General features: G+C 60.7%; 22 protein-coding genes. 20 read left to right on the top strand and 2 right to left on the bottom strand.

Features of this window, described 5'->3' with window-relative positions; all coding sequences use genetic code 11:
- Positions 1-1,241: 1,241 nt before the first annotated feature.
- Together V6M87_RS05235 and V6M87_RS05240 are read right to left on the bottom strand one after the other, a co-directional pair.
- Positions 1,242-1,520 carry a hypothetical protein gene (locus V6M87_RS05235; RefSeq protein WP_332848696.1) on the bottom strand — a complete coding sequence of 93 codons (279 nt, stop codon included), beginning with the start codon at positions 1,518-1,520 and terminating at the stop codon, positions 1,242-1,244.
- 265 nt (positions 1,521-1,785) lie between these two features.
- Positions 1,786-2,019 carry a hypothetical protein gene (locus V6M87_RS05240; RefSeq protein WP_332848697.1) on the bottom strand — a complete coding sequence of 78 codons (234 nt, stop codon included), beginning with the start codon at positions 2,017-2,019 and terminating at the stop codon, positions 1,786-1,788.
- Positions 2,020-2,236: 217 nt separating this feature from the next.
- Here V6M87_RS05240 and V6M87_RS05245 point away from each other — a divergent pair, with 217 nt between their 5' ends.
- The 20 genes from V6M87_RS05245 to V6M87_RS05340 all read left to right on the top strand — a co-directional run bounded on the left by V6M87_RS05245 (position 2,237) and on the right by V6M87_RS05340 (position 18,856).
- Positions 2,237-2,437, top strand: coding sequence for a hypothetical protein (locus V6M87_RS05245; RefSeq protein WP_332848698.1), 201 nt, complete (start codon positions 2,237-2,239; stop codon positions 2,435-2,437).
- Between the two features lie 122 nt (positions 2,438-2,559).
- A complete protein-coding gene (locus V6M87_RS05250) occupies positions 2,560-3,294 on the top strand; it encodes a hypothetical protein (RefSeq protein ID WP_332848699.1) in 735 nt (244 codons plus the stop codon).
- Between the two features lie 12 nt (positions 3,295-3,306).
- Positions 3,307-3,699, top strand: a complete 393-nt coding sequence (locus tag V6M87_RS05255; RefSeq protein WP_332848700.1) for an HNH endonuclease — start codon at positions 3,307-3,309, stop codon at positions 3,697-3,699.
- Between the two features lie 77 nt (positions 3,700-3,776).
- Positions 3,777-4,175 (top strand): hypothetical protein, encoded by a 399-nt coding sequence (locus V6M87_RS05260; protein WP_332848701.1) that lies wholly within the window; start codon positions 3,777-3,779, stop codon positions 4,173-4,175.
- Position 4,176: 1 nt separating this feature from the next.
- Positions 4,177-5,862 carry a terminase large subunit gene (locus V6M87_RS05265; RefSeq protein WP_332848702.1) on the top strand — a complete coding sequence of 562 codons (1,686 nt, stop codon included), beginning with the start codon at positions 4,177-4,179 and terminating at the stop codon, positions 5,860-5,862.
- Positions 5,862-7,133, top strand: a complete 1,272-nt coding sequence (locus V6M87_RS05270; RefSeq protein ID WP_332848703.1) for a phage portal protein — start codon at positions 5,862-5,864, stop codon at positions 7,131-7,133. The genes V6M87_RS05265 and V6M87_RS05270 overlap by 1 nt, the downstream gene beginning before the upstream one ends.
- On the top strand, positions 7,130-7,897 hold the full coding sequence (locus V6M87_RS05275; protein WP_332848704.1) for a head maturation protease, ClpP-related: 768 nt from the start codon (positions 7,130-7,132) through the stop codon (positions 7,895-7,897). Before V6M87_RS05270 ends, V6M87_RS05275 begins: the two co-directional genes overlap by 4 nt.
- 98 nt (positions 7,898-7,995) lie before the next feature.
- Positions 7,996-9,186, top strand: coding sequence for a phage major capsid protein (locus V6M87_RS05280; protein ID WP_332848705.1), 1,191 nt, complete (start codon positions 7,996-7,998; stop codon positions 9,184-9,186).
- 54 nt (positions 9,187-9,240) lie between these two features.
- Positions 9,241-9,399, top strand: a complete 159-nt coding sequence (locus V6M87_RS05285) for a hypothetical protein (protein ID WP_332848706.1) — start codon at positions 9,241-9,243, stop codon at positions 9,397-9,399.
- Between the two features lie 15 nt (positions 9,400-9,414).
- Entirely contained in the window at positions 9,415-12,006 is a 2,592-nt protein-coding gene (locus V6M87_RS05290) for a hypothetical protein (protein ID WP_332848707.1), read from the top strand.
- 7 nt (positions 12,007-12,013) lie between these two features.
- Entirely contained in the window at positions 12,014-14,251 is a 2,238-nt protein-coding gene (locus tag V6M87_RS05295; RefSeq protein ID WP_332848708.1) for an SGNH/GDSL hydrolase family protein, read from the top strand.
- The gene (locus V6M87_RS05300; protein ID WP_332848709.1) at positions 14,251-15,198 is read left to right on the top strand and encodes a hypothetical protein; all 948 of its coding nucleotides are present in this window, start codon (positions 14,251-14,253) and stop codon (positions 15,196-15,198) included. The genes V6M87_RS05295 and V6M87_RS05300 overlap by 1 nt, the downstream gene beginning before the upstream one ends.
- A 160-nt stretch (positions 15,199-15,358) precedes the next feature.
- On the top strand, positions 15,359-15,901 hold the full coding sequence (locus V6M87_RS05305; protein WP_332848710.1) for a head-tail connector protein: 543 nt from the start codon (positions 15,359-15,361) through the stop codon (positions 15,899-15,901).
- A complete protein-coding gene (locus tag V6M87_RS05310) occupies positions 15,901-16,260 on the top strand; it encodes a head-tail adaptor protein (protein WP_332848711.1) in 360 nt (119 codons plus the stop codon). The genes V6M87_RS05305 and V6M87_RS05310 overlap by 1 nt, the downstream gene beginning before the upstream one ends.
- Before the next feature lie 7 nt (positions 16,261-16,267).
- Entirely contained in the window at positions 16,268-16,474 is a 207-nt protein-coding gene (locus V6M87_RS05315) for a hypothetical protein (protein WP_332848712.1), read from the top strand.
- A complete protein-coding gene (gp17, locus tag V6M87_RS05320; RefSeq protein ID WP_332848713.1) occupies positions 16,474-16,878 on the top strand; it encodes a tail completion protein gp17 in 405 nt (134 codons plus the stop codon). Before V6M87_RS05315 ends, gp17 begins: the two co-directional genes overlap by 1 nt.
- 107 nt (positions 16,879-16,985) lie before the next feature.
- Positions 16,986-17,441, top strand: a complete 456-nt coding sequence (locus V6M87_RS05325) for a hypothetical protein (RefSeq protein ID WP_332848714.1) — start codon at positions 16,986-16,988, stop codon at positions 17,439-17,441.
- Between the two features lie 107 nt (positions 17,442-17,548).
- Complete coding sequence (locus tag V6M87_RS05330) at positions 17,549-17,950, top strand: hypothetical protein (RefSeq protein ID WP_332848715.1); 402 nt, start codon at positions 17,549-17,551, stop codon at positions 17,948-17,950.
- Between the two features lie 125 nt (positions 17,951-18,075).
- Positions 18,076-18,393, top strand: a complete 318-nt coding sequence (locus V6M87_RS05335; protein WP_332848716.1) for a hypothetical protein — start codon at positions 18,076-18,078, stop codon at positions 18,391-18,393.
- Between the two features lies 1 nt (position 18,394).
- A complete protein-coding gene (locus tag V6M87_RS05340) occupies positions 18,395-18,856 on the top strand; it encodes an HK97-gp10 family putative phage morphogenesis protein (RefSeq protein ID WP_332848717.1) in 462 nt (153 codons plus the stop codon).
- Positions 18,857-18,865: the final 9 nt, after the last annotated feature.

Here is an 18,865-nt window from a genome sequence, read left to right on the forward strand (position 1 = left end):
AACCGGACCAGTCAGTGGCAAAACGTAGGATAGCAGGCCTTGACGTCGCGCGCTTTGAGCGTACCTTCAACTAAGTCTCCCCCGGGTTGTTTGCTGCTTCCCGGTATCCGCCCGGTTACGAAATCGAGTGGTTTCCCCGCCGCTGGCGCATTGCGTTGGCGGTTTTTTTGTGAGCGAGACGCGCCGACGCCAGATCATCGAAGCCCGCACCGAAAGGTCAGCGGGCTTTTTTCATTGTTCATCGGAAATTTATCGACGAGTCTTCGCGAGCTTTGGCCTCTGCAGCAGCGACATACTTCGAAACTGGGTTCGCTAGATCCCAGGCCTTCCTGACATCTCGCGCCACTAAACTGTCGCTTTGAACAGCAGCTCTGATGCCAGCCGCATTAACGAATTTGTTCCACTGTACTTCCCTCAATACTAGAGCTACATCGTGCAAGGTATTGCCATAAACAAGCTCCATTGCTATCTCCGCTGTATAGTTTTTGTCACGCTATCACGATCTGAAGCTGGCTCGATTCATTGTGGAAAAAATATTCCGCGTTCCCGCTCTGCGCAAGCATCGGGATAGAGTCCTCGCAAGAGGCCTGTCCGGAAGATAGTCGCCGGGCTGACAGTAGTACGGGCCACTTGGCGCTGATGCGACCCGTCATCGAACGAGCCGACCATAACACGCATGAAGGATGCCTCGGCACTGGCCGGATCAGTCGAGCGAAAGCGCACGACGCCGGACGCTCTAACCGGACGCCTCACTGGCGCAACCAGTGCCACACGACAAGCGAATTATTCCCTTCACGCTGGACGCCACGCACCTGGGCCAGCCGCTTGTCGTGTGGACAAACGCGTGTCGTCGCGTAGGGTTGGGAGTTCTCGGCCGCCACAACAATCAAGGGTCGCCGTGAGCGAGCGAGCAGACCGTCGACACCAGGTTGCCAGGATGAAGAAAAAGCGCCGCATTCATTTGGACTGGTGGCGCGACCTCTCTGGATCGCCAGCCGATCTCGGCAAGGCTGTAAAGACGCCGCGCCCTTGCTCATGCTGGGCATGCGGTAACGAACGCAGGTACTTCGGCCTCGAACCGATTCAAGAGCGCCGACTGAAACAGGCGCTCGACTGAGTTCCCGCTCTGCGCAAGCATCGGGCTGAAGTCCTCGCAAGAGGCCTGCCCGGCAGATAGTTGCCGGGCTGACAGAAAGTGCATGGAACCGAAACCTGGACTGCAAAGAGGCGGGTTTTTCGTTTTACGGCAAGGTGATTTTCGATGCCGTGATAACTGCGTCGTCGACCCGAAGTTCTTCGATCAACTTCGCAACCGAGATTTCACCGAAAGCAAAGGTGGCCAATAATTCATTTTGTTCAGCGTTTGGGAACCCGCCCATCGCTATTATGTTTTCACTCCACCTTAAGCAAATCGCCCATCTTGCGGGGTCCACACCTTTCGGTGACGAGTCGGCAAGCCTCTCACAATCCTCAAGGAATTGTTGAGTCTGAAAATACGGAGTGGTTTTGGTCGGTTCCATACGATCTCCGAGGTGAATGATAGTGACATTGTACTTTGTCAACATTCGTCTTTCAAAGAAATCTGCAAGCTCCAGCGCCACTTCCCCGTGGCGCCTTCCCGCCGGCCTGTGCTGGCGGTCTTTTATTCCGAGGTCGATATGGTTACGGATGTCGCGCCAGAACAGATGGTGACGGCCTGGTCCTCATCGGATTGTGTGGACCGAATCGCGCTGCAAATGGCCCGCGACTGGGTCGCCTCCTGCGACGCGAGCCGGTCCTACGGGGCTAAGGCGCCTTCGCCGGCGAAGCTGATTGAGGCTTTAAAAAATCTTGAAGCCGCTCTATAGCATTCTCGATTGATTTCCTGTGCAATCCGGGCAGTGTGACCTCGTCATCACGCGGAAGGTGCAGCGTGAAGCTCATTGTGCTGCCGTCGGCGAAGCTGATGGTCCTGGTCACCACCGGGTGCATGTCCTTCAGTTCAATTTTCAGATCTGCCGAAGTAAATGTATTTGCCATAATTTTCTTTCGAAGTTGAGGGATGCGCCCGGCGCCGGGAAGCAATCGAGCGCATCCATTGTAAAGAGGTCCGCACTGCAAAGATGCGGACTTTTTTCATTTATGAGGTCTGCATGAAGCGTCGAAATTACCTGGCTCGGCTCTGGTTGAGCTACAAGGGCTGGCGCAAGTACCTGCCGCCTCTAGCCGCCCTGCGTGCCGCCCTACTGGTATCGGCATGAGAGAACACCTCTGGCGCGCCCATATCACCCGCGCCGTCCACAGCAACGACCCTGCCCAGATCAACGCGCTGGCATCGCGCCTCGCTGCTGACGAACGCCTGGCCATCGCACTGCAGGCGCACGGCTACCAACTGAACGGCCAGCCCATCGACGTGGTGGTATGCCGCGCACTGAACGTGAAGGCTTGCGATGAATAACGCTACCGCACTGGACTGCTTCCTGTGCGGCGCCCTGATTGGTGCTGGCATTCTCGCCACTGGCGGGCTGTGCTGGGCGCTGGCTTATCGGGGGCGCAAGCGGTGGAGTGCGGAGCGCCGCAATGGTTAAGCGTGTCGTACCCGCGCCACCGGCCCCACCACCGGGCCGCATTATCGGCGACGTTGGAATGTGTGGATTTTGCCCTGTATGCGGCAGCTCGACCGCTCGCCGCTTCTGGCTATTCGGCTGCCGTACCTGCATCCAGCCGGACTGCCCGACAAACCTCAAACTGATAAGGCATGACATGGATACCGCAACGAACGGCAGCAACAGCAAGCAATTCGCCGTCGATGAAGTCTGCAAACACTTCGGCGTCCGGCCGTGTGATCTGACAGGCGTGCCATCGCCTGCCTACAGCATCCTGCCGATGATCGAGCAGCGCATCCGTGCGTCGATCCGCGATGAGGTGGATCAAACGCGCAAGCATCTCGAATCAATGGTCGGCGCTGAGTTGGTGAAGCTCGGCTTCGGCGCCGAGCTCAACAAGTCATGGCAGTTCGCATCCGAAGTGGCGGCCGAGTATGGCGAGATGCTGGTACGTCGGCGCATCAATGCAATCGTGGATGGCCTGGTCAGCGAGAACCCGGCCAAGCCAGCCGACCCTGATGTGCGCAGCTACACCTACAGCAAGGCGCCCGCTGATGCGGCAGAGGCCCCGCCCAGCATCATCACCGTCAACATGCCGCCGAACATGACGCAAGAGCAGCGCGACAAGGTCATTGCAGACCTGAAGGCTCACCTGCCTGATGCGCACCTGGTGCCGGTGGTTGGTGGCGCACAGCTGGGCCGCATCTAGATCGATGGCCTGATGGCGCCGCGTCCAAAAACGATCTGCCGCAAGGCTGCCTGTGGTGCCCTGATCGATGCGCCGGGATACTGCGCCAAGCATGCGCAGTTAAAGGTGGGCTGGACAGCCTCGCACGAAGGCAAGACAGCAGCGCAACGAGGACTTGATTACGCTTGGCAGCAGCTCCGCAAGCGGATACTGAGTCGGGACGGTGGCCTTTGCCGCATCAAGGGCAGTGGATGCGAATACGTCGCACGCGAGGTCGATCACATCATCGGCAGAGCGAAGGCTAGTTCGATGGGATGGACCAGGGCGGAGATGGATGTGGAAACGAACCTCCAAAGTGCATGCAAACCGTGTCACAAGGCCAAATCCGATGCCGAAGCAGCCGCTGCAAGGGTAGGGGGAGGGTAATTCTTTGGGCCAATCACAATCTAGACCGTATGTCCAGCTTCATTTTTACATCCACAAATCAAACTTTGGAGTTCTGAATGCCAAAACCTCGCACACCCTCGGCAGTTCTTGAGGCGCGGGGAGCGTTCGCCCAAAATCCTGATCGCAAGCGCGAAGACTTTGAGTCCGGCGAATTCGATGCGGTTGCACCTGAATATTTCACGGCGGCGCAAACAGTTGTGTGGACTGAGCTGATCCGCCTTTTGCCTCCATCGGTTTTGCAGGCCACGGATCGCATGGCCGTGGAACTGGTCGCGCGGTTGGTCGCCCGGTTCCGCTCGATCGATGATGCCGATGTGACCATGGCCCAGGTTGCGCAAATCCGGACCGCGCTCGCGACGCTTGGCATGACTCCAGCGGATCGCTCTCGCGTCAGCGCCAAGAAGGTGGTCGCTGCCAATCCATTCTTGGCTCTGGTGGCGAAGACCAAGGCTTGACGTGTCGGCCGATTTTGTCGGCATTGCGCATGAGTATGCGCAGGCTGTAGTCGGTCGCAAGATCGTCGCATGCAAGTGGGTGCGGTTGGCTTGCAAGCGGCACCTTGACGATCTGAAAGCCGCGAAAAAACGGAAGGCGAAATACTATTTCGATGAGGCGGCAGCCAACAAGGTCTGCCAGTTCTTGTCGCTGATGCCGCACACGAAAGGCCAGTGGGCGCGCAAGCGTGAATTGATCGTGCTGCAGCCCTGGCAGTGCTTTGCATTCAGCACGCTGTTTGGCTGGAAGCAGACGAAGGACGACCGGCGTCGGTACCGGAAAGCCTACTTCGCGGTGCCGCGGAAGAACGGTAAATCGATCATCGGGTCCGGCATCGGCCTCTACATGTTCGCTGCTGACGGTGAATTCGGCGCCGAAGTATATGCCGGCGCTGGTACCGAAAAGCAGGCATGGGAAGTATTCCGCCCTGCAAAGCAGATGCTTGAGCGCACGCCTGAATTGCGCGAGGCGTTGGGCGCGGAGGTGATGGCGAAGTCGCTATTCAATCCTGATGACGGCTCGCGCTTCGAGCCAGTCATCGGAAAGCCTGGCGATGGGTCAAGTCCTTCCTGCGCAATCGTCGATGAGTACCACGAGCACGACACCAGCGACCTGGTCGACACGATGGAAACCGGCATGGGGTCGCGTGAGCAGCCCTTGATGCTGATGATCACTACGGCCGGATTCAATATCGCCGGGCCGTGCTACGACCAGGAGACCGAAGCCAAGAAGGTACTGGACGGCGTCCTTGATAACGACGAGCTGTTCGCGCTGATCTACACGATCGACGACAACGATAAGTGGAACGACCCGAAGGCGCTGTACAAGGCAAACCCGAACATGGGCGTGTCGGTCGACGAGGACTTCCTATTAAGTCAGCAGCGGCAGGCCGTCCAGAGTGCATCGAAACAGACTCGTTTCAAGACGAAGCACCTGAACATCTGGTGCTCAGCAAAATCGGCATGGCTGAATATCCTGGAATGGAACAAGTGCGCTGATGCGAAGTTGACGCCGGCGCAGTTTAAAGGCGAGCGCTGCTATGTAACGCTTGACCTGGCCAGCCGTTCCGACGTCTGCGTGATCATGCTGATGTTCGTCAAGGAGATCGAAGGCAAGCAGCATTTCTTTCTGTTCGGTAAGTATTACCTGCCGGAAGACGCCATCGAGAACGATCCGAAAAACAGCGGCGCGTACAAAAAATGGGTTATTGAAGGCTACCTGCAGCAGCACGATGGCGCCGAAATTGACTTCGATCTAATCGAAGAAGACGCCCTGGCGATGATCGCCGAGTACGGGCCCGACGAAACAGTGTTCGACCCGTACCGCGCTGCCCAGTTGGAGCAACGCCTGACCAAAAACGGAATCCTGGCGGTCGAGTTGGGGCAGACGGTCAAGAACCTGTCGCTGCCAATGAAAGAGTTTGAGAGCGCGGTGAAAGCGGGGCGTGTTCACCATGACGGCAATCCGGTGCTGACCTGGATGGCGTCGAACGTGGTGGCCAAGCTCGACGCGAAAGATAACATCTACCCACGCAAGGAAAAGCCTGAGCAAAAGATCGACGGCATCGTTGCCGGGATCATGGGTGTGGCGCGAGCCATCAGCGGCGCACCATCCGGCGACATCATGCAAGGTTTTGTGGAGATTTAATGGAAATATTTGACGCTCTTGCCGCAACCGAACACTGGCGGCAGGAATCGTCACGTCCACAGGTTTCTAATCAGTCGCAGTACAGCACGGATGTGATGGAAGCTTTTGGCGTGCAGACGTTCGGCACGACCGTGTCAGCGGCGTCGGCAATGCGCGTCGCCGCGGTGGCAGCGTGTGTGCAAAAGATCGCCGGTACGATCTCGACGCTGCGCCTGGACATTCTCAAGGTCGACGGCGAGGACGAGTCGAAGCTACCGCGCGACGACCTTTGGTATAAGTTGAACGAGTCGCCAAGTCCACAGTTCACCGCCACCAGCCATTGGGAGGGCGCTGTCGCGTGCCAGTTGCTGCGCGGCGACGGATTCTCGTGGATCCGCCGCAGCATGAACGGCACGATTCGTGAAATCCTGCCGTTGCCATGGGGATCCGTCAGCCCGATGCGCATGCCCGGCGGCGCGGTGCGCTACTACATCAATCTGCCAGAGCTGAATATCACCACTTGGCTGGAGCCATCCGAGGTGCTGCACTTCCCGGGCTTCGGTTTTGATGGAGTCCGGTCCATGAGCGTCATCCAGCACCACGCGCGCAACGCGATCGGAAACGCGCTGGCGATGGATGCCTACAGCGGCAAGTTCTTCGAAGGCGGCGCGCACCCTTCGATCATCCTTGCGTCCGATAAGGTCATGAGCCCAGAACAAATTACCGGGCTGCAGCGCGCCTTCGTGAACAAATACGCCGGTATGGCGAATGCTCATGCGCTGCCACTGGTGCTTACCGAGGGTCTAAAAGCACAGGAAATTAGCCTCACTGCCGCCGATGCGCAGCTGCTGGAGGGTCGCAAGTACCAGGTCACCGACATCGCGCGCGCGTTCGGCGTGCCCCCGCACATGATTGGCGAGACCTCCGGCGGCTCTGCAGTCGGCGCCGGGTACGAGCAGCAGGCGCGCGACTTCGTGATGCACACCCTGCGCCTACACCTAAAGCGAATGGAGCAGGAGCTGAACCGCAAGATGTACCCCCGCGAAACCGGCCGCTTCGTGCGGTTTGATCTTGGCGACCTGATCGAAGGCGACAGCAAGTCTCAGGCCGACTACAACCGCGCCGCGCTCGGCGGGCCCGGCACCGGCCCCGGCTGGAAAACCATCGATGAAGTCCGCAAGGAGAAGGGGCTCCCAGCCCTGGGCGGCGATGCCGCGAAAGTCTACGACCCGCGATCCATCGTACCCCCGACGGCAGCTCAACCAAACCCTGAAAGCACGCCTCCCGCATGAACAAAATCCTGCAGCTTCACTTCGACAACGCCAAGCGCGAGAAGAAGATTTTCAATATGGCGCGCAACGGCGCCGAGGCGACAATCTACATCTACGACATCATTGACCCATACTGGGGCGTGAGCGCGGCCGGCGTCATGGCTGACATTGCGGCCGCTGGAGACGCGGCGGTTCTGCATGTGCGCGTCAACTCCCCCGGTGGCGACGTATTTGAGTCGCGCGCCATCATCGAGGCGATCAAGCGCTTCGCCGGCAAGACCATCGCGCACATCGACAGCTTGGCCGCCAGCGCCGCCACCAGTATCTCGCTGGCCTGCGACGAGGTCGAGATGTCGGATGGTGGATTCTTCATGATCCACAACGCATCCGGCATTGCATGGGGCGACAAGGCCGACATGCGCAAGACCGCGGACCTGCTGGAAAAGGTGGAGGGCGTTATCGCCAGCGAGTATGCCGCCGAAACTGGCCAGGACATCACCCAGGTCGTCAGCTGGATGGACGATGAAACCTGGTTCACCTGCGCAGAAGCGATTGCCGCAGGCTTCGTCGACCGCAGCGCGACCGTGGTTGAAAAAACTTCGAATGCCTGGAACCTCGCCGCCTACTCCAAGGTGCCGAAGGAGCTGGCGAATGTCGCGCCGATGGTTGAGTCGGCACCTGTCGTGCCGCCACCTGCAGAGCCACCGGCCTCCGATCAGCCTCCCGTCGCCAATTCTATGACAACAGCGAATCGAAATCGCCTGACCCTCGCGCTCGCGCAGTAACTCCTTTCCGCAAACGCCTCTCGCGTAAGCCCGCCGAGGTCGGACACCTCAACCCAATAGGGCGCCATACGGCGCCTTTTTTCATTGAAAGAGCATAAATGGACACTATCCAAATCCTGCGCGAGAAGATCTCCAATTTCGCACGCCAAGCCAATCAACTGGTCGCCGACAAGGGTGATCAGGTCTGGACCCCGGAAGAGCAAGCCAAGTTCGACGGCTTCGCGAATGAAATCAATGGCGCCAAGGCCGCGATCAAGAACATCGAAACCATGCGCGAGCTGGAAGCCGACAAGTTCTTCAACGCCGCGCCTCCGAAGAAAGACGCGGATACCCCGATCGAATCCCTGGTCGCCGTCGCCCTGTATATGCGCTACGGCACGAACGTGAACGCCGATCAGGCGGCGGCCATCCACAATGCCATGTCCACCACGACCCCAGTCGAAGGCGGGTACACCGTACCGGCCGAAGTGGCCTCCATGGTCATCGACCGCCTCAAGGCTTTCGGCGGCATGCGCGACGTGGCCACGATCCTGACCACTGCAACCGGTCATGCGATGAACTTCCCGACCAGCGATGGCACGAGCGAAATCGGTGAAATCGTCGCGGAAAACATCGTCGCTACCGGTGGCGACATCACCTTTGGCACCGTAGGCTTGCCGGTGTTCAAGTATTCGTCGAAGCAAATTGCGCTCCCACTGGAATTGATCCAGGACAGCGCGATCGACGTGATTGCCTTCGTTGTCAACCGCCTGGCCACGCGTATCGCACGCATCCAAAACTTGCACTACACGGTCGGGACTGGTACTGCGCAGCCAACGGGCATCATCACTGCATCGACGGTGGGCAAGATCGGCGCAACCGGCTCGGTCGCATCCGTTGCATACATCGACCTGGTCGACCTGAAGCACTCGGTCAATCGCGCGTACCGCAGCAACGCTCAGTTCATGATGAACGACCTGACCGTCGCATCGCTGTCGAAGCTGGTTGATACCGTCGGCCGTCCGATCTGGATCCCGGCAATCACCGAAGGCGCGCCCGACCTGCTGCTGGGCAAACCAATCGCGGTCAACGACGATGTTGCCGTCATGGCTGCCAACGCCAAGTCGATCGCATTCGGCGACCTGTCGCAGTACAACATCCGGGACGTGTCCAACACTACCACGATGCGCCGCTTCGACGATTCAGCATTTGCGCTGAAAGGCCAGGTCGGTTTCTGCGGCTGGACTCGTTCTGGCGGCAACTTGCTCGACACCGCCGCCGTGCGCCTGTACCAGAACTCGGCGACCTAAGCCGATCCGCGGCGGGTTCGCGCCCGCCGCTTTCCTCGACTAAGAAAGAAAATCATGGCAAATGAAAAACATATCAAGGCCCGCGTACTGGTCGCATGCGATCTGGGCTCCCCGAATGACGTGATCGAGATCAACCCAGCCACAGCGAAGGCGCTGGCCGACAAGGTCGATGTCGACCCATCCGCCGTAAAATACGCAGAATCCCTGCAATAACCCCGAGCGCACACGATGACCACCCGATCCAGCATCACACTGCTCCTGGCCGCAGCTCTGCTGGCCGCCAGCGCAGCCGCCGCCGGCGCCATCACCGATGTGCGCTTCCAAATTACTGGCGCCACCCAGTCGAACGTGCCCGTCACCTTCGGCCAAGTGTTCGCCGCTGGCGACATGAAGAAGTCCGACGTCCTGGTCGGCAAGCTGGCTGGCGCCACCGTGCCGCTGCAGGTCGACGTCAAGGCCACCCATGCCGACGGCAGCGTGCGCCACGCGATCATTTCGGCCATCATCCCGAAGCTGGCGGCCGGCGCCACCGGCACGATGACGTTGAACGCAGGGGGTGTCGACGCAGCCTCGACACACCGCGCCACGCCCGCCGATCTGCTGGCTGCCGGCTTCACCGCCTCGGCCTCCGCGACCATTGCCGGCGTCAAGTACTCGGCATCCGCTGACCAGTTGCTGAAAGCCGGCGCCAAGGCAACCTGGCTGGCCGGCGCAGTGGTCAACGAATGGCAGGTTGTCGCGCCGCTGACTACCACTGCCGGGGTGGCACACCCGCACTTGACCGCGCGCTTCGCCGTCCGCTACTACAGCGCCCTGAATAAAGCCCGCGTCGACGTCACCATCGAAAACGCATGGGCATACGAGCCGGGCCCGCAAAACTTCACCTACGACGCCGAGATCCTGGTGGGTGGCAAGGCCGTCTATAGCAAGACCGGCCTGACGCACTATCACCACGCGCGCTGGCGTAAACTGTTCTGGTGGGGCGGCGACGCCCCTGCCGTGAACGTGCAGTCGAATGTGCAATACCTGATTTCCACGCGGGCCGTGCCGAACTACGACCAGGCGCCGGGTGTTTCGCCAAGCCTGCTCGCGTCCTACGCCAAAAACACCGCCGTGGCAGCCGAGCCGATGACGCTCGTCTACGCGTCGCCGTACATGCCGACGACTGGTGCGAATGAGGGCATCGGCCTGATGCCAGCGTGGGCCGCCGCCTACGTCCTTTCGATGGACAAAGCCGCGCGCGACGTGACACTCAGCACCGGTGACCTGGCCGGCAGCTACTCCATGCACTACCGCGACCGCGTGACGGATCGCCCGGTCAGCCTCGCCAACTACCCGTACATGACCACGGTTGGCCGCCCGACCGACACGTTCAACCCGACCACCAAGGCCTACGAGTCGTTTCCGGCCTGCGCTGGCGACTGCGCCACGCCATTCACGCACGACACGCCGCACCAGCCGAGCCTGGCCTACGTGCCATACCTGATGACCGGCGATTATTACTATCTGGAGGAGCTGCAGTTCTGGGCCGCCTACAACACGCTTTCGTCCAATCCCGGGTATCGCCAGTACGGCAAGGGCCTGTTCGCCTCCGACCAGGTGCGCGGCCAGTCTTGGTCGATGCGCACGCTGGCCGAGGTCGCTGCCATCACGCCGGACGCCGATCCGCTGAAATCTTCCTTCGTCTCGATCCTGAACAGCAACGTCGATTGGTACATCAGCACCTACGTTTCGCCGGGCGATCCTGCCTATGCCAACAAACTGGGCGTGATCACGAACGGTTACGCGCTCGGCTACCTCAACAACACCGCGCTCGCGCCGTGGCAGGACGACTTCTTCACGTCGGCAATCGGCCACATGGTCGATCTCGGCTTCGCGCAGGCCAAGCCGCTGCTTGACTGGAAATCGAAATTCCCGGTCGGCAGAATGACGGCTCCGGGCGTTTGCTGGATCGACGCGGTGGTGTACGCAATGGTCGTGCGCGACAAGGATTCAAGCCCGATTTACGACACCTACGCGAAGGCGCAAGCAGCCACGCGCGGCGCGGACTTCATGAAGATGCCGTGCGGCGGCGCGGCCATGGCCTCCTTCATTGGCGGGAAGATCGGTGACATGGGCGGCATTTCGAACGGCTACATGGGCTATCCGTCGAACATGCAGCCGGCATTAGCCTACTCGGTTGATGCTGGCCTGCCCGACGCCAAGCGCGCCTGGGACCTTTTCCAGAGCCGCACCGTCAAGCCTGATTGCAGCATGGGCCCGCAGTTCTGCGTGGTGCCGCGCAGCTACGCGGCCGCCACGGTCGCGCCGATTGTCGACAACACGCCACAGCAGACGTGGAAGCAGATCGGTAAAGAGGGTGACACCGTGACCGTCCCGGCCGGGACGACCGTGCGCTACGGCGCCAACGGGTACTACGTGACGAAGACTGTCGGCGGCGCTGTCACGGCAAGCAATGCCTTCTTCGGCAAAGACCCGGCTGTCAACGCGGCCAAGGTTCTGGAACAGCTGTCGACTGACGCTGCCGCGCCGGTTGTGGCACCACCAGCCGTCACGCCAGCACCTTCGCCAGCCGCCAAGCCAGGCAAGGTCACCACGCCTACCAACACGAAGCTCAAATCGCTCAAGGGCCTGACCGCCGCGTTCTTCGACCCTGCGAAGCTGGCCCAGGTCAAGGTATTCGCCGGCGCCACCTCCACATCGAAAGGCGCGCTCACGTTCACCGATGCAGCCCTGCTGCCGGGCGTGCCCTACGCAGTGATCGTCAGCGATGCCGGCGGCAAGGTGCTGGACGTGATGTACCCGATCAACGCCAACTGAAAAATTAATGACCACTCTTCTGCAAACATCTTTCGAATCGGACGCTACAGGCGCATTGCCAACCGGATGGGCTAGCATCAGCGGGACATGGGTCGTTGCCGCCGTTGATCCTGTCACGGGCGCAAATGGGATGGTATGCAGTACTAATGGCCTTGGGCATTTCCTTGTGTATAGCGGAACGGCGGTACAGGCATATCAGAAGCTGACCGTCTCGCAAAAATTGGTAGTTACGCCAAGTAGTTCCGTCGATAACTACAAGGGGTTTGCTGTACGCTGTGCCGCCAATGGCTCGTCTGGTTACTTGCTGCTGCCGAAGTCAACCGGCGCAGGAACCATTGGAATTCTAGCGTACAAGATCTCAGGTCCAGGGTCTTACACGCAGAATCCTGCCACAACAGCAACCGTCACCGGTTTTGCTTCCGGCGACGTGCTTATTCAAGAAATTATTGCCAACGGCACGACGATTGAATGCCGCATCTGGAAAAGCACGGGCGCACGACCAACGAGTCCGACCTTAACGTTTACCGACGCTTCATATGCGTCCGGCCATATCGGCGTGTATAACTCGCTCGCATCGTCAACAGCAGTAGGCGCATTTGATGATGTCGTATATGAAAACGATGCAACAGTAACGCCAGCCGCGAATATAACAATCACGGGCCCTTCGTCTGGAATGGCAGGCGCACCATCGAATAATTTCACGGTCGGGGCAGATGGCGCTATTTCGGGTACGGTCGTAGTAACGCCATCTGATTCCGGCGCCGGAGGAACCTTCTCTCCTACTAGTGCCAGCATCAGCTCAAGTTCGGCCACTGCCACATTCACCTATTTGGCATTGAGCGCCGGCGCAAAAAGCATTTCCGTCACCAACAATGCGGGGCTGGGAAACCCATCCTCGTTGGCATATACGGCAGCAAGTGCGGGCGCGGGCAGTTCGGTATTTCTCCCAACGAACGCCAATATCTTTTTCTCACCCTATAACTGGTACAGCGACGGCGCGGGCGCGCTGCAGGCCAACAATATCCGAGCATCCAGCACGGTGGTGTGGGCCAACATGCGTGGGGCCTACCTGAAATTCAAAGCGACCGGAACAACTGCGATTGCTTTGGCGATCAACACCGCCACGCTGGCCGCCGTGAACGCGGCTGGATGCCCACAAATTGCATGGAGCGTGAACGGCAGCGCTCCGCAATCCCAACTGCTGGCCAGTGGCGCGACCAGTTTGGCGCTCGCTGCTGGACTAACCTCCAGCCTGACCTATGAAGTTTTTGTATGGTTCCGGGGCGTGTACATCACGCAGGATGGCGACACAAGTGCCAACTACACCACGCCAAACAATCGGGTCCAGATCACATCGGTGAATCTGGACGCGGGTGGTACGCTGAGCATGCCGAACGTGAAGCCCTACCGGCAGGCATCGTTCGGCGACTCCATCACCGAGGGCGACCTGAGTAATGGAGGCCCGCGCAGTGCCACCAGCCAAGACGCAAACCTTGTATATCCATGGTATTTGGCAGAGGCCCTAAATGCAGAGGTGGGCATTATCGGGTTCTATGGCAAGACGTTCAGCTGGTTCACCAGTAGCTGGTCGAGCTATGCAAATGGCGTTTCGCGGCTTATCGGCGGCGCTCTGTCGCCCGCACCCGATTACATCACAATCAACTATGGTGAGAATGATGGCAATCCGGGGCCTGCATCCTCGACCGTGGCCTCTACACTGGCAGCGGTAAGCGCGGCTGCACCAACAGCCAAAATGTTCCTGTTTGTCCCATTCAGCGGCAAGGCGCGAACCAATCTGTCGGCGGCCTCGTTGCCATCGAACGCCCGCCTGATCGACTTGGCCCGGTATGAAATGACTCCTGGAAACACGCAGTGGAGTTATGACGGCCAGCACCCGAACGCAAAGGGCCATGCGAACTTGGGCGCGCTTGCCGCAGGCGCAATCGTTCCGCTGCTATCCGGGTTTGGAACGACACTCGCCGCGCGAACCGTGACCATGACGCTACGAGGCGCTGATGGCGCGCTGGCGGCCAACCTGAATGGAATTCAAGTCTCGGTAGTCGACAATCCGGCGCGCCCCGTTGGTGAGGTTGTCCGGTACCAGTCCACCACGGCGTCGACGAACAGTGCCGGCGTGCTGGCTTTTAACTATCCGTCGTCGCTGGCCTCTGGCGGAACGTGCGGAGTCGACATTGTCATACCATCCGACAAGCGCAACATGGCCGTATCCGTCGTGGTGGCGTAATGGCCGAATATTTCCTGCACCCGGAGAAGATCGGCAGCGATTTCTACCTTGCACCGATTGATGCGCCCACCGGCGGCGACACCACCGCGCCGACACTGACCGCCACCAGCGCCACGGCAACCGGACAGACAACCGCCACCGGCACCGTCACGACGAACGAGGCGGGCGGCACGCTGTACGGCACCGCAACAAGTAGCGCGACGGCGACCGCGACCCAAGTCCAAGCGGGAATTTCGAAAGCCGTGACGGCTGCTGGCGCGCAGTCGATGAGCTTCACCGGACTGGCAGCTGGCGCCACGCTTTACCCGCATTACGTGCATGTCGACGCCGCCGGCAATGTCTCCGCCGTTGCCAACGGCGCTAGCTTCACGACGCAGGCAGCAGGCGACACCACCGGACCGGTCATGCAGGGCGAACTCATCGCCAGCAAGACGTCGACCACGACCACGATCACGGTCCCGGTCGCAACGGACGCCAGCGGCATCGGCGAATACTTCTTTGCCTTTGATGGCGGCGCTCCGATCAGCAACGGCACCAGCCGCACGAAGACCTTCACCGGGCTGGCGCCGCTGACGCCGCATCTGTACGAGGTAACGGCAGCCGACACGCTGGGCAACCGCTCTGGCAACTCGCTGTCGATCACGGTCGTGACGGACGCGGCGGGTGATGATCCGGCGCTGGTGCAGAAAAACATCGTCGTGACGCTGAAAGGCCGGGATCTCTCCATTCGGGCGAATGCAGCAGGCATCAATTGGGAGTGGTCCGATGCGCGCGGAGTGGTTACGTCATCAGGAACCGGACTTGTCGGCAGCGCCACTGGCGTGCTGACCATTCCGATTCGAACGCGCCTGCTGTCGGATGGGGTAGGGCGACTCAGCCTGGACAACTATACCGGCGGCAACATCCTGACGTACCTCGCCACCCAGGTGTGGGTGCGGGTGCCGTGATCCGCGTGATCGTCGACCTGCAGCAGGACGGCGACGGCTTGATATTCGACGTTCCTGTACAGCCGGTCACATCGACGCCGCCCGGCAGCAGCCCACCGCGCGCAGCACCGCACCAGCAACGCCCCGAGCAGCAACTAGTACATCGAAACGAGGAATGCACATGCCGCACAAAGTAATCACACCGCCGGCGACCATGGCGGTATCGCTGGCTGCCGCCCGCACCGCCGCGCGCGTGAACGGCACGGCGCTGGACGACGAGATCAAAATCGCCGTCGGCAACGCCACGACCGAGGCCGAGCACTACACCGGCCGCGCGTTCATCAACCGCACCTACCAGATCACGCTGGACCGGTTCTGTGGCGACATCGAGATTCCGGCGTCGCCAGTGGTCAGCATCGTGAACTTCGTCTACACCGACGGCGACGGCGCGCCGCAGGAACTGAACCCGGCCGACTTCCGCTTCGACACCACGCGCGAGCCGGGCTTCATCGTGCCAGCGTTCGGCAAGGCCTGGCCAGCGACCGGCGGTGACATTGAATCGGTCAAGGTCGATGTGATCTGCGGCTACGGTCCGGACGACACGAAGGTCCCGGATGCGGTCAAGGCCTATGTCCTGGCGCGCGTGCGCGAGCAGTATGCGCCTCCGGGTACGCCGCAGTCGCCGTGGCTGCTGTCGGGCCTGCAAGCGCTCAAGGTGTATTGATGGCCGCGCCTTTCACCTGCGACGACCAGGTCAGCATCGAGTATTTGACCGGTACGAAGCACCCGATATACGGGACGGACACGGGCAAGACTTGGGTGCCACTTCACTCCTATTTCTGGGCGAATGTGCAGGACGTGCTGCCGAGTCGGGCCGAAGCGACCGGCAACGGCCTGGCCATCGGTACGCGGCGCGCGCGGCTCCGCATCCGTGACGCCGCCGGCACCGTCATGACGATGCGGGTCCGACTTCACAGCCGCGGCGACGAGGTGATGCAGATCGTGGCCGGCCCGGCGCGCGTCGAGGGCACCGACTATGACGAATTCGCAATCGAAAGCTATTCCAGTGATCGACCAACCTGAGGACAACATGAAAATCAAGATGACCGAAACAGTGCAGGGATCGCTCGACGGAGAGAGCGTGCAGGAGCTTACTAAGGGCCACAAGTACGACACGGTCGATTCGCCGCGCGGCGACCGCCTGGCGCAGTACCACATCGCCCAGGGCGTGGCGGTCGCTGTTGAAGCCGATCCGGTCGCCGCGACCGATGCGCCGGCGCCGAAGAAAGCCAAATAATGGATGGCGTCGCCGTCATGCGCGCGCTGCTGCTGGCGCACGAGCCATTGACCGCGCTGGTCGGTGACAACGTCGTAGCCGGCACGATCCCAGCCGACACCGCGCTGCCGGCTGTCGGCATCAAGGAAATCGGCCGGTATGGCATGGACACGGTGGCCCGCGCTGGCGCCACAACGCTCGTTACGGCGCGCATCCAAGTAACCGCCACCTCTGGCGACTATCCGCAAATGAAAGCGGTCCTGGCCGCCACGAAGCTCGGCGCAGGAACCTTCACCGGCATGACTGCCGGCGCGTACGTGTGCAGCGTGCTGGAGGATGGCGTTGGGCCCGAGCTGACGGACGACGCGCCAGGCCTCAACCAGCAATCGCGCGACTACAAGGTCACGTACCGCGAACCGAATTAGAACCATCCAATCCAGCGCGCCGCCTCGAGCGGCTTTTTTTACGCCCAAAGCTTTTATCAGCCCGCCCGTTTCGCATCCGCGAGCGGGCTTTTTTACAGGAGCCTCAAATGGCAACAGCAGCAAATGATTTCGACACCGTCGCGAACACGAAATTGTTCGTATCCGTCGCAGCACCTACCACCTTCGATGCAGCCGGCTATGGCGCGTTGACCTGGGTTGAGGTCGGCGTGATTACCAAATTCGGCAACGTCACTGGCCGCGAATACAACAAGGCCACGCTGGAAACCGTCAGCGACGCGCAGATCCGCAGCAAGAAGGGCAATTACTCGCTGCCGGATGTGGAAATGGAATGCGGCTGGGCCGAGACCGATGCGGGCCAGATCATCATCGCCGCCGCCTCGGAAGACTACTCGATCCCGTCGTTCAAGGTCGTCAAGCAAGGCGGCGCGCTGCGCTTTTTCACGGCGCAGGTAGCGAAGTTCGTGGAAAACCTGGGCACCTCGAACGACGCCGTCAAAGGCTCGTTCACCCTGCTGCGCCAGCGCAACACCGTCAAGGCTTAAACCCTCACGGCCATTCGGCCAAAACCGGCACCGGCGGGTCGCTGTCTCCTTTCGCGGGGAGCGGCGGCGCGCGCGGGCATTTATCTCACCGCGAATAGGAAAACACCATGGATAACCAAAACACCGCAGTAACCCCATTCAACATCGCCGACTTCGAAGCCAAAGACACCGCCTGGCTGGACGTGCAAAACATCAAGGACGACGGCCCGCTGCTGGTCAACGGCGGGGCAGTGCGCATCGAGCTGTCCAGCCCGGGCACGCGCGAATACCTGGGAGCCCAGCACGCCATTGCAACCGCAGAGCAGGCCAAAACCTTCGCCGCTCTGCGAAACAAGCCGATCAAAGAAACGGTCGAGACGCGCATCAAAGATGGCTCGATCAAGCCCATCGCCTGCACCCGCACCATCGAAAACTTCCCGGTCAGCGCGCAAGAGCTGTTCACCAATCCGAAACTGGGCTGGATCACCGCACAGGTCAACACCTTCCTGAGCGACTGGTCAAATTTTTAACCGCCGGCGGCGATAGCCTCGCCCTCTACGTTCGGCACCTGGCTTGGCTCAATGCAACGCCGGAGGTTGAGCAGAAGGGTGAGGCGAAACGCGAAACGAAGTCCCGCCAGAAGCAGCTAGCCGACGTGGACATCGAGCCGGAAATGCCGGATCTGGCGTGGGGCAGGCACCTCATTGATTACCTGCTGGAAGTCGGCCCCGTCATGGCAGCCGGCATGGGTAGCGCCCCAATCACGTTCACCGAATTGAGCAACTGGCAGGCGCAGCTCGGCCTGCGGCTCAGTCCATGGGAGGTACGCACGCTGCGCCGCCTATCCCTTGAATACAACTCCGAATCGCAGCTGGCCACCAAGCCGGACCGCGAGCCCCCATTCGCAACACTCGATGCCGTTCGGCTGCGCAACGCGCAAGTCGAAAGCGACCTCGACGAACTCCTGGATTGATATGGCAGACGACAGCGTTACAGGTATGGGCGACTTCCTGAAGTACTTGGCCGACGCTCCGGCTGAAATGGTGGCCGGCGCCGGCGTCGGCATCGCCGCCGGCGCCGCGCTGATCGAGGCAACGGCCAAGGCTAATTGCCCGGTCCACCTGGGCGAGCTGCAGTCGAGCATTCACGCCGTCGTCACCGAGAGCGCGAAGGGCGTCTATGCGTCGGTCAAGGCCGGCGGCGCCGCCCCCGACGGGACGGTCATCAATTACGCGCACTTGGTCGAGTTCAGTGGCGCGGCGCCGCACGTCATCAAGGCGAAGAACGGCAAGGACCTGGCGTTCGGCGGCCATGCCTACCCCGAAGTGCATCACCCCGGCATGAAGGCGCATCCGTTCCTGCGCCCGGCGCTGGACGCGAACGAGCTGGCCGCCGTTGGCCTGGTCGACCAAGCAATCGGCTCGCTGCTGAAATAATTTAAGGAA

Source organism: Massilia sp. S19_KUP03_FR1, from assembly GCF_036688685.1.
In the GTDB taxonomy this organism is placed as follows: Bacteria; Pseudomonadota; Gammaproteobacteria; order Burkholderiales; family Burkholderiaceae_D; genus JALYUM01.

Bases quoted from the DNA above. Each gene is read 5' to 3' on its own strand.
- V6M87_RS05270 (WP_332848703.1), top strand. From the start codon at position 5,862: ATGGAAATATTTGACGCTCTTGCCGCAACCGAACACTGGCGGCAGGAA.
- V6M87_RS05280 (WP_332848705.1), top strand. From the start codon at position 7,996: ATGGACACTATCCAAATCCTGCGCGAGAAGATCTCCAATTTCGCACGC.
- V6M87_RS05250 (WP_332848699.1), top strand. From the start codon at position 2,560: ATGGTTAAGCGTGTCGTACCCGCGCCACCGGCCCCACCACCGGGCCGC.
- V6M87_RS05330 (WP_332848715.1), top strand. From the start codon at position 17,549: ATGGATAACCAAAACACCGCAGTAACCCCATTCAACATCGCCGACTTC.
- V6M87_RS05290 (WP_332848707.1), top strand. From the start codon at position 9,415: ATGACCACCCGATCCAGCATCACACTGCTCCTGGCCGCAGCTCTGCTG.
- V6M87_RS05340 (WP_332848717.1), top strand. From the start codon at position 18,395: ATGGCAGACGACAGCGTTACAGGTATGGGCGACTTCCTGAAGTACTTG.
- V6M87_RS05285 (WP_332848706.1), top strand. From the start codon at position 9,241: ATGGCAAATGAAAAACATATCAAGGCCCGCGTACTGGTCGCATGCGAT.
- V6M87_RS05310 (WP_332848711.1), top strand. From the start codon at position 15,901: ATGGCCGCGCCTTTCACCTGCGACGACCAGGTCAGCATCGAGTATTTG.
- V6M87_RS05305 (WP_332848710.1), top strand. From the start codon at position 15,359: ATGCCGCACAAAGTAATCACACCGCCGGCGACCATGGCGGTATCGCTG.
- V6M87_RS05315 (WP_332848712.1), top strand. From the start codon at position 16,268: ATGAAAATCAAGATGACCGAAACAGTGCAGGGATCGCTCGACGGAGAG.
- V6M87_RS05260 (WP_332848701.1), top strand. From the start codon at position 3,777: ATGCCAAAACCTCGCACACCCTCGGCAGTTCTTGAGGCGCGGGGAGCG.
- V6M87_RS05240 (WP_332848697.1), bottom strand. From the start codon at position 2,019: ATGGCAAATACATTTACTTCGGCAGATCTGAAAATTGAACTGAAGGAC.
- V6M87_RS05235 (WP_332848696.1), bottom strand. From the start codon at position 1,520: ATGGAACCGACCAAAACCACTCCGTATTTTCAGACTCAACAATTCCTT.
- V6M87_RS05275 (WP_332848704.1), top strand. From the start codon at position 7,130: ATGAACAAAATCCTGCAGCTTCACTTCGACAACGCCAAGCGCGAGAAG.
- gp17 (WP_332848713.1), top strand. From the start codon at position 16,474: ATGGATGGCGTCGCCGTCATGCGCGCGCTGCTGCTGGCGCACGAGCCA.
- V6M87_RS05300 (WP_332848709.1), top strand. From the start codon at position 14,251: ATGGCCGAATATTTCCTGCACCCGGAGAAGATCGGCAGCGATTTCTAC.
- V6M87_RS05255 (WP_332848700.1), top strand. From the start codon at position 3,307: ATGGCGCCGCGTCCAAAAACGATCTGCCGCAAGGCTGCCTGTGGTGCC.
- V6M87_RS05325 (WP_332848714.1), top strand. From the start codon at position 16,986: ATGGCAACAGCAGCAAATGATTTCGACACCGTCGCGAACACGAAATTG.
- V6M87_RS05245 (WP_332848698.1), top strand. From the start codon at position 2,237: ATGAGAGAACACCTCTGGCGCGCCCATATCACCCGCGCCGTCCACAGC.
- V6M87_RS05295 (WP_332848708.1), top strand. From the start codon at position 12,014: ATGACCACTCTTCTGCAAACATCTTTCGAATCGGACGCTACAGGCGCA.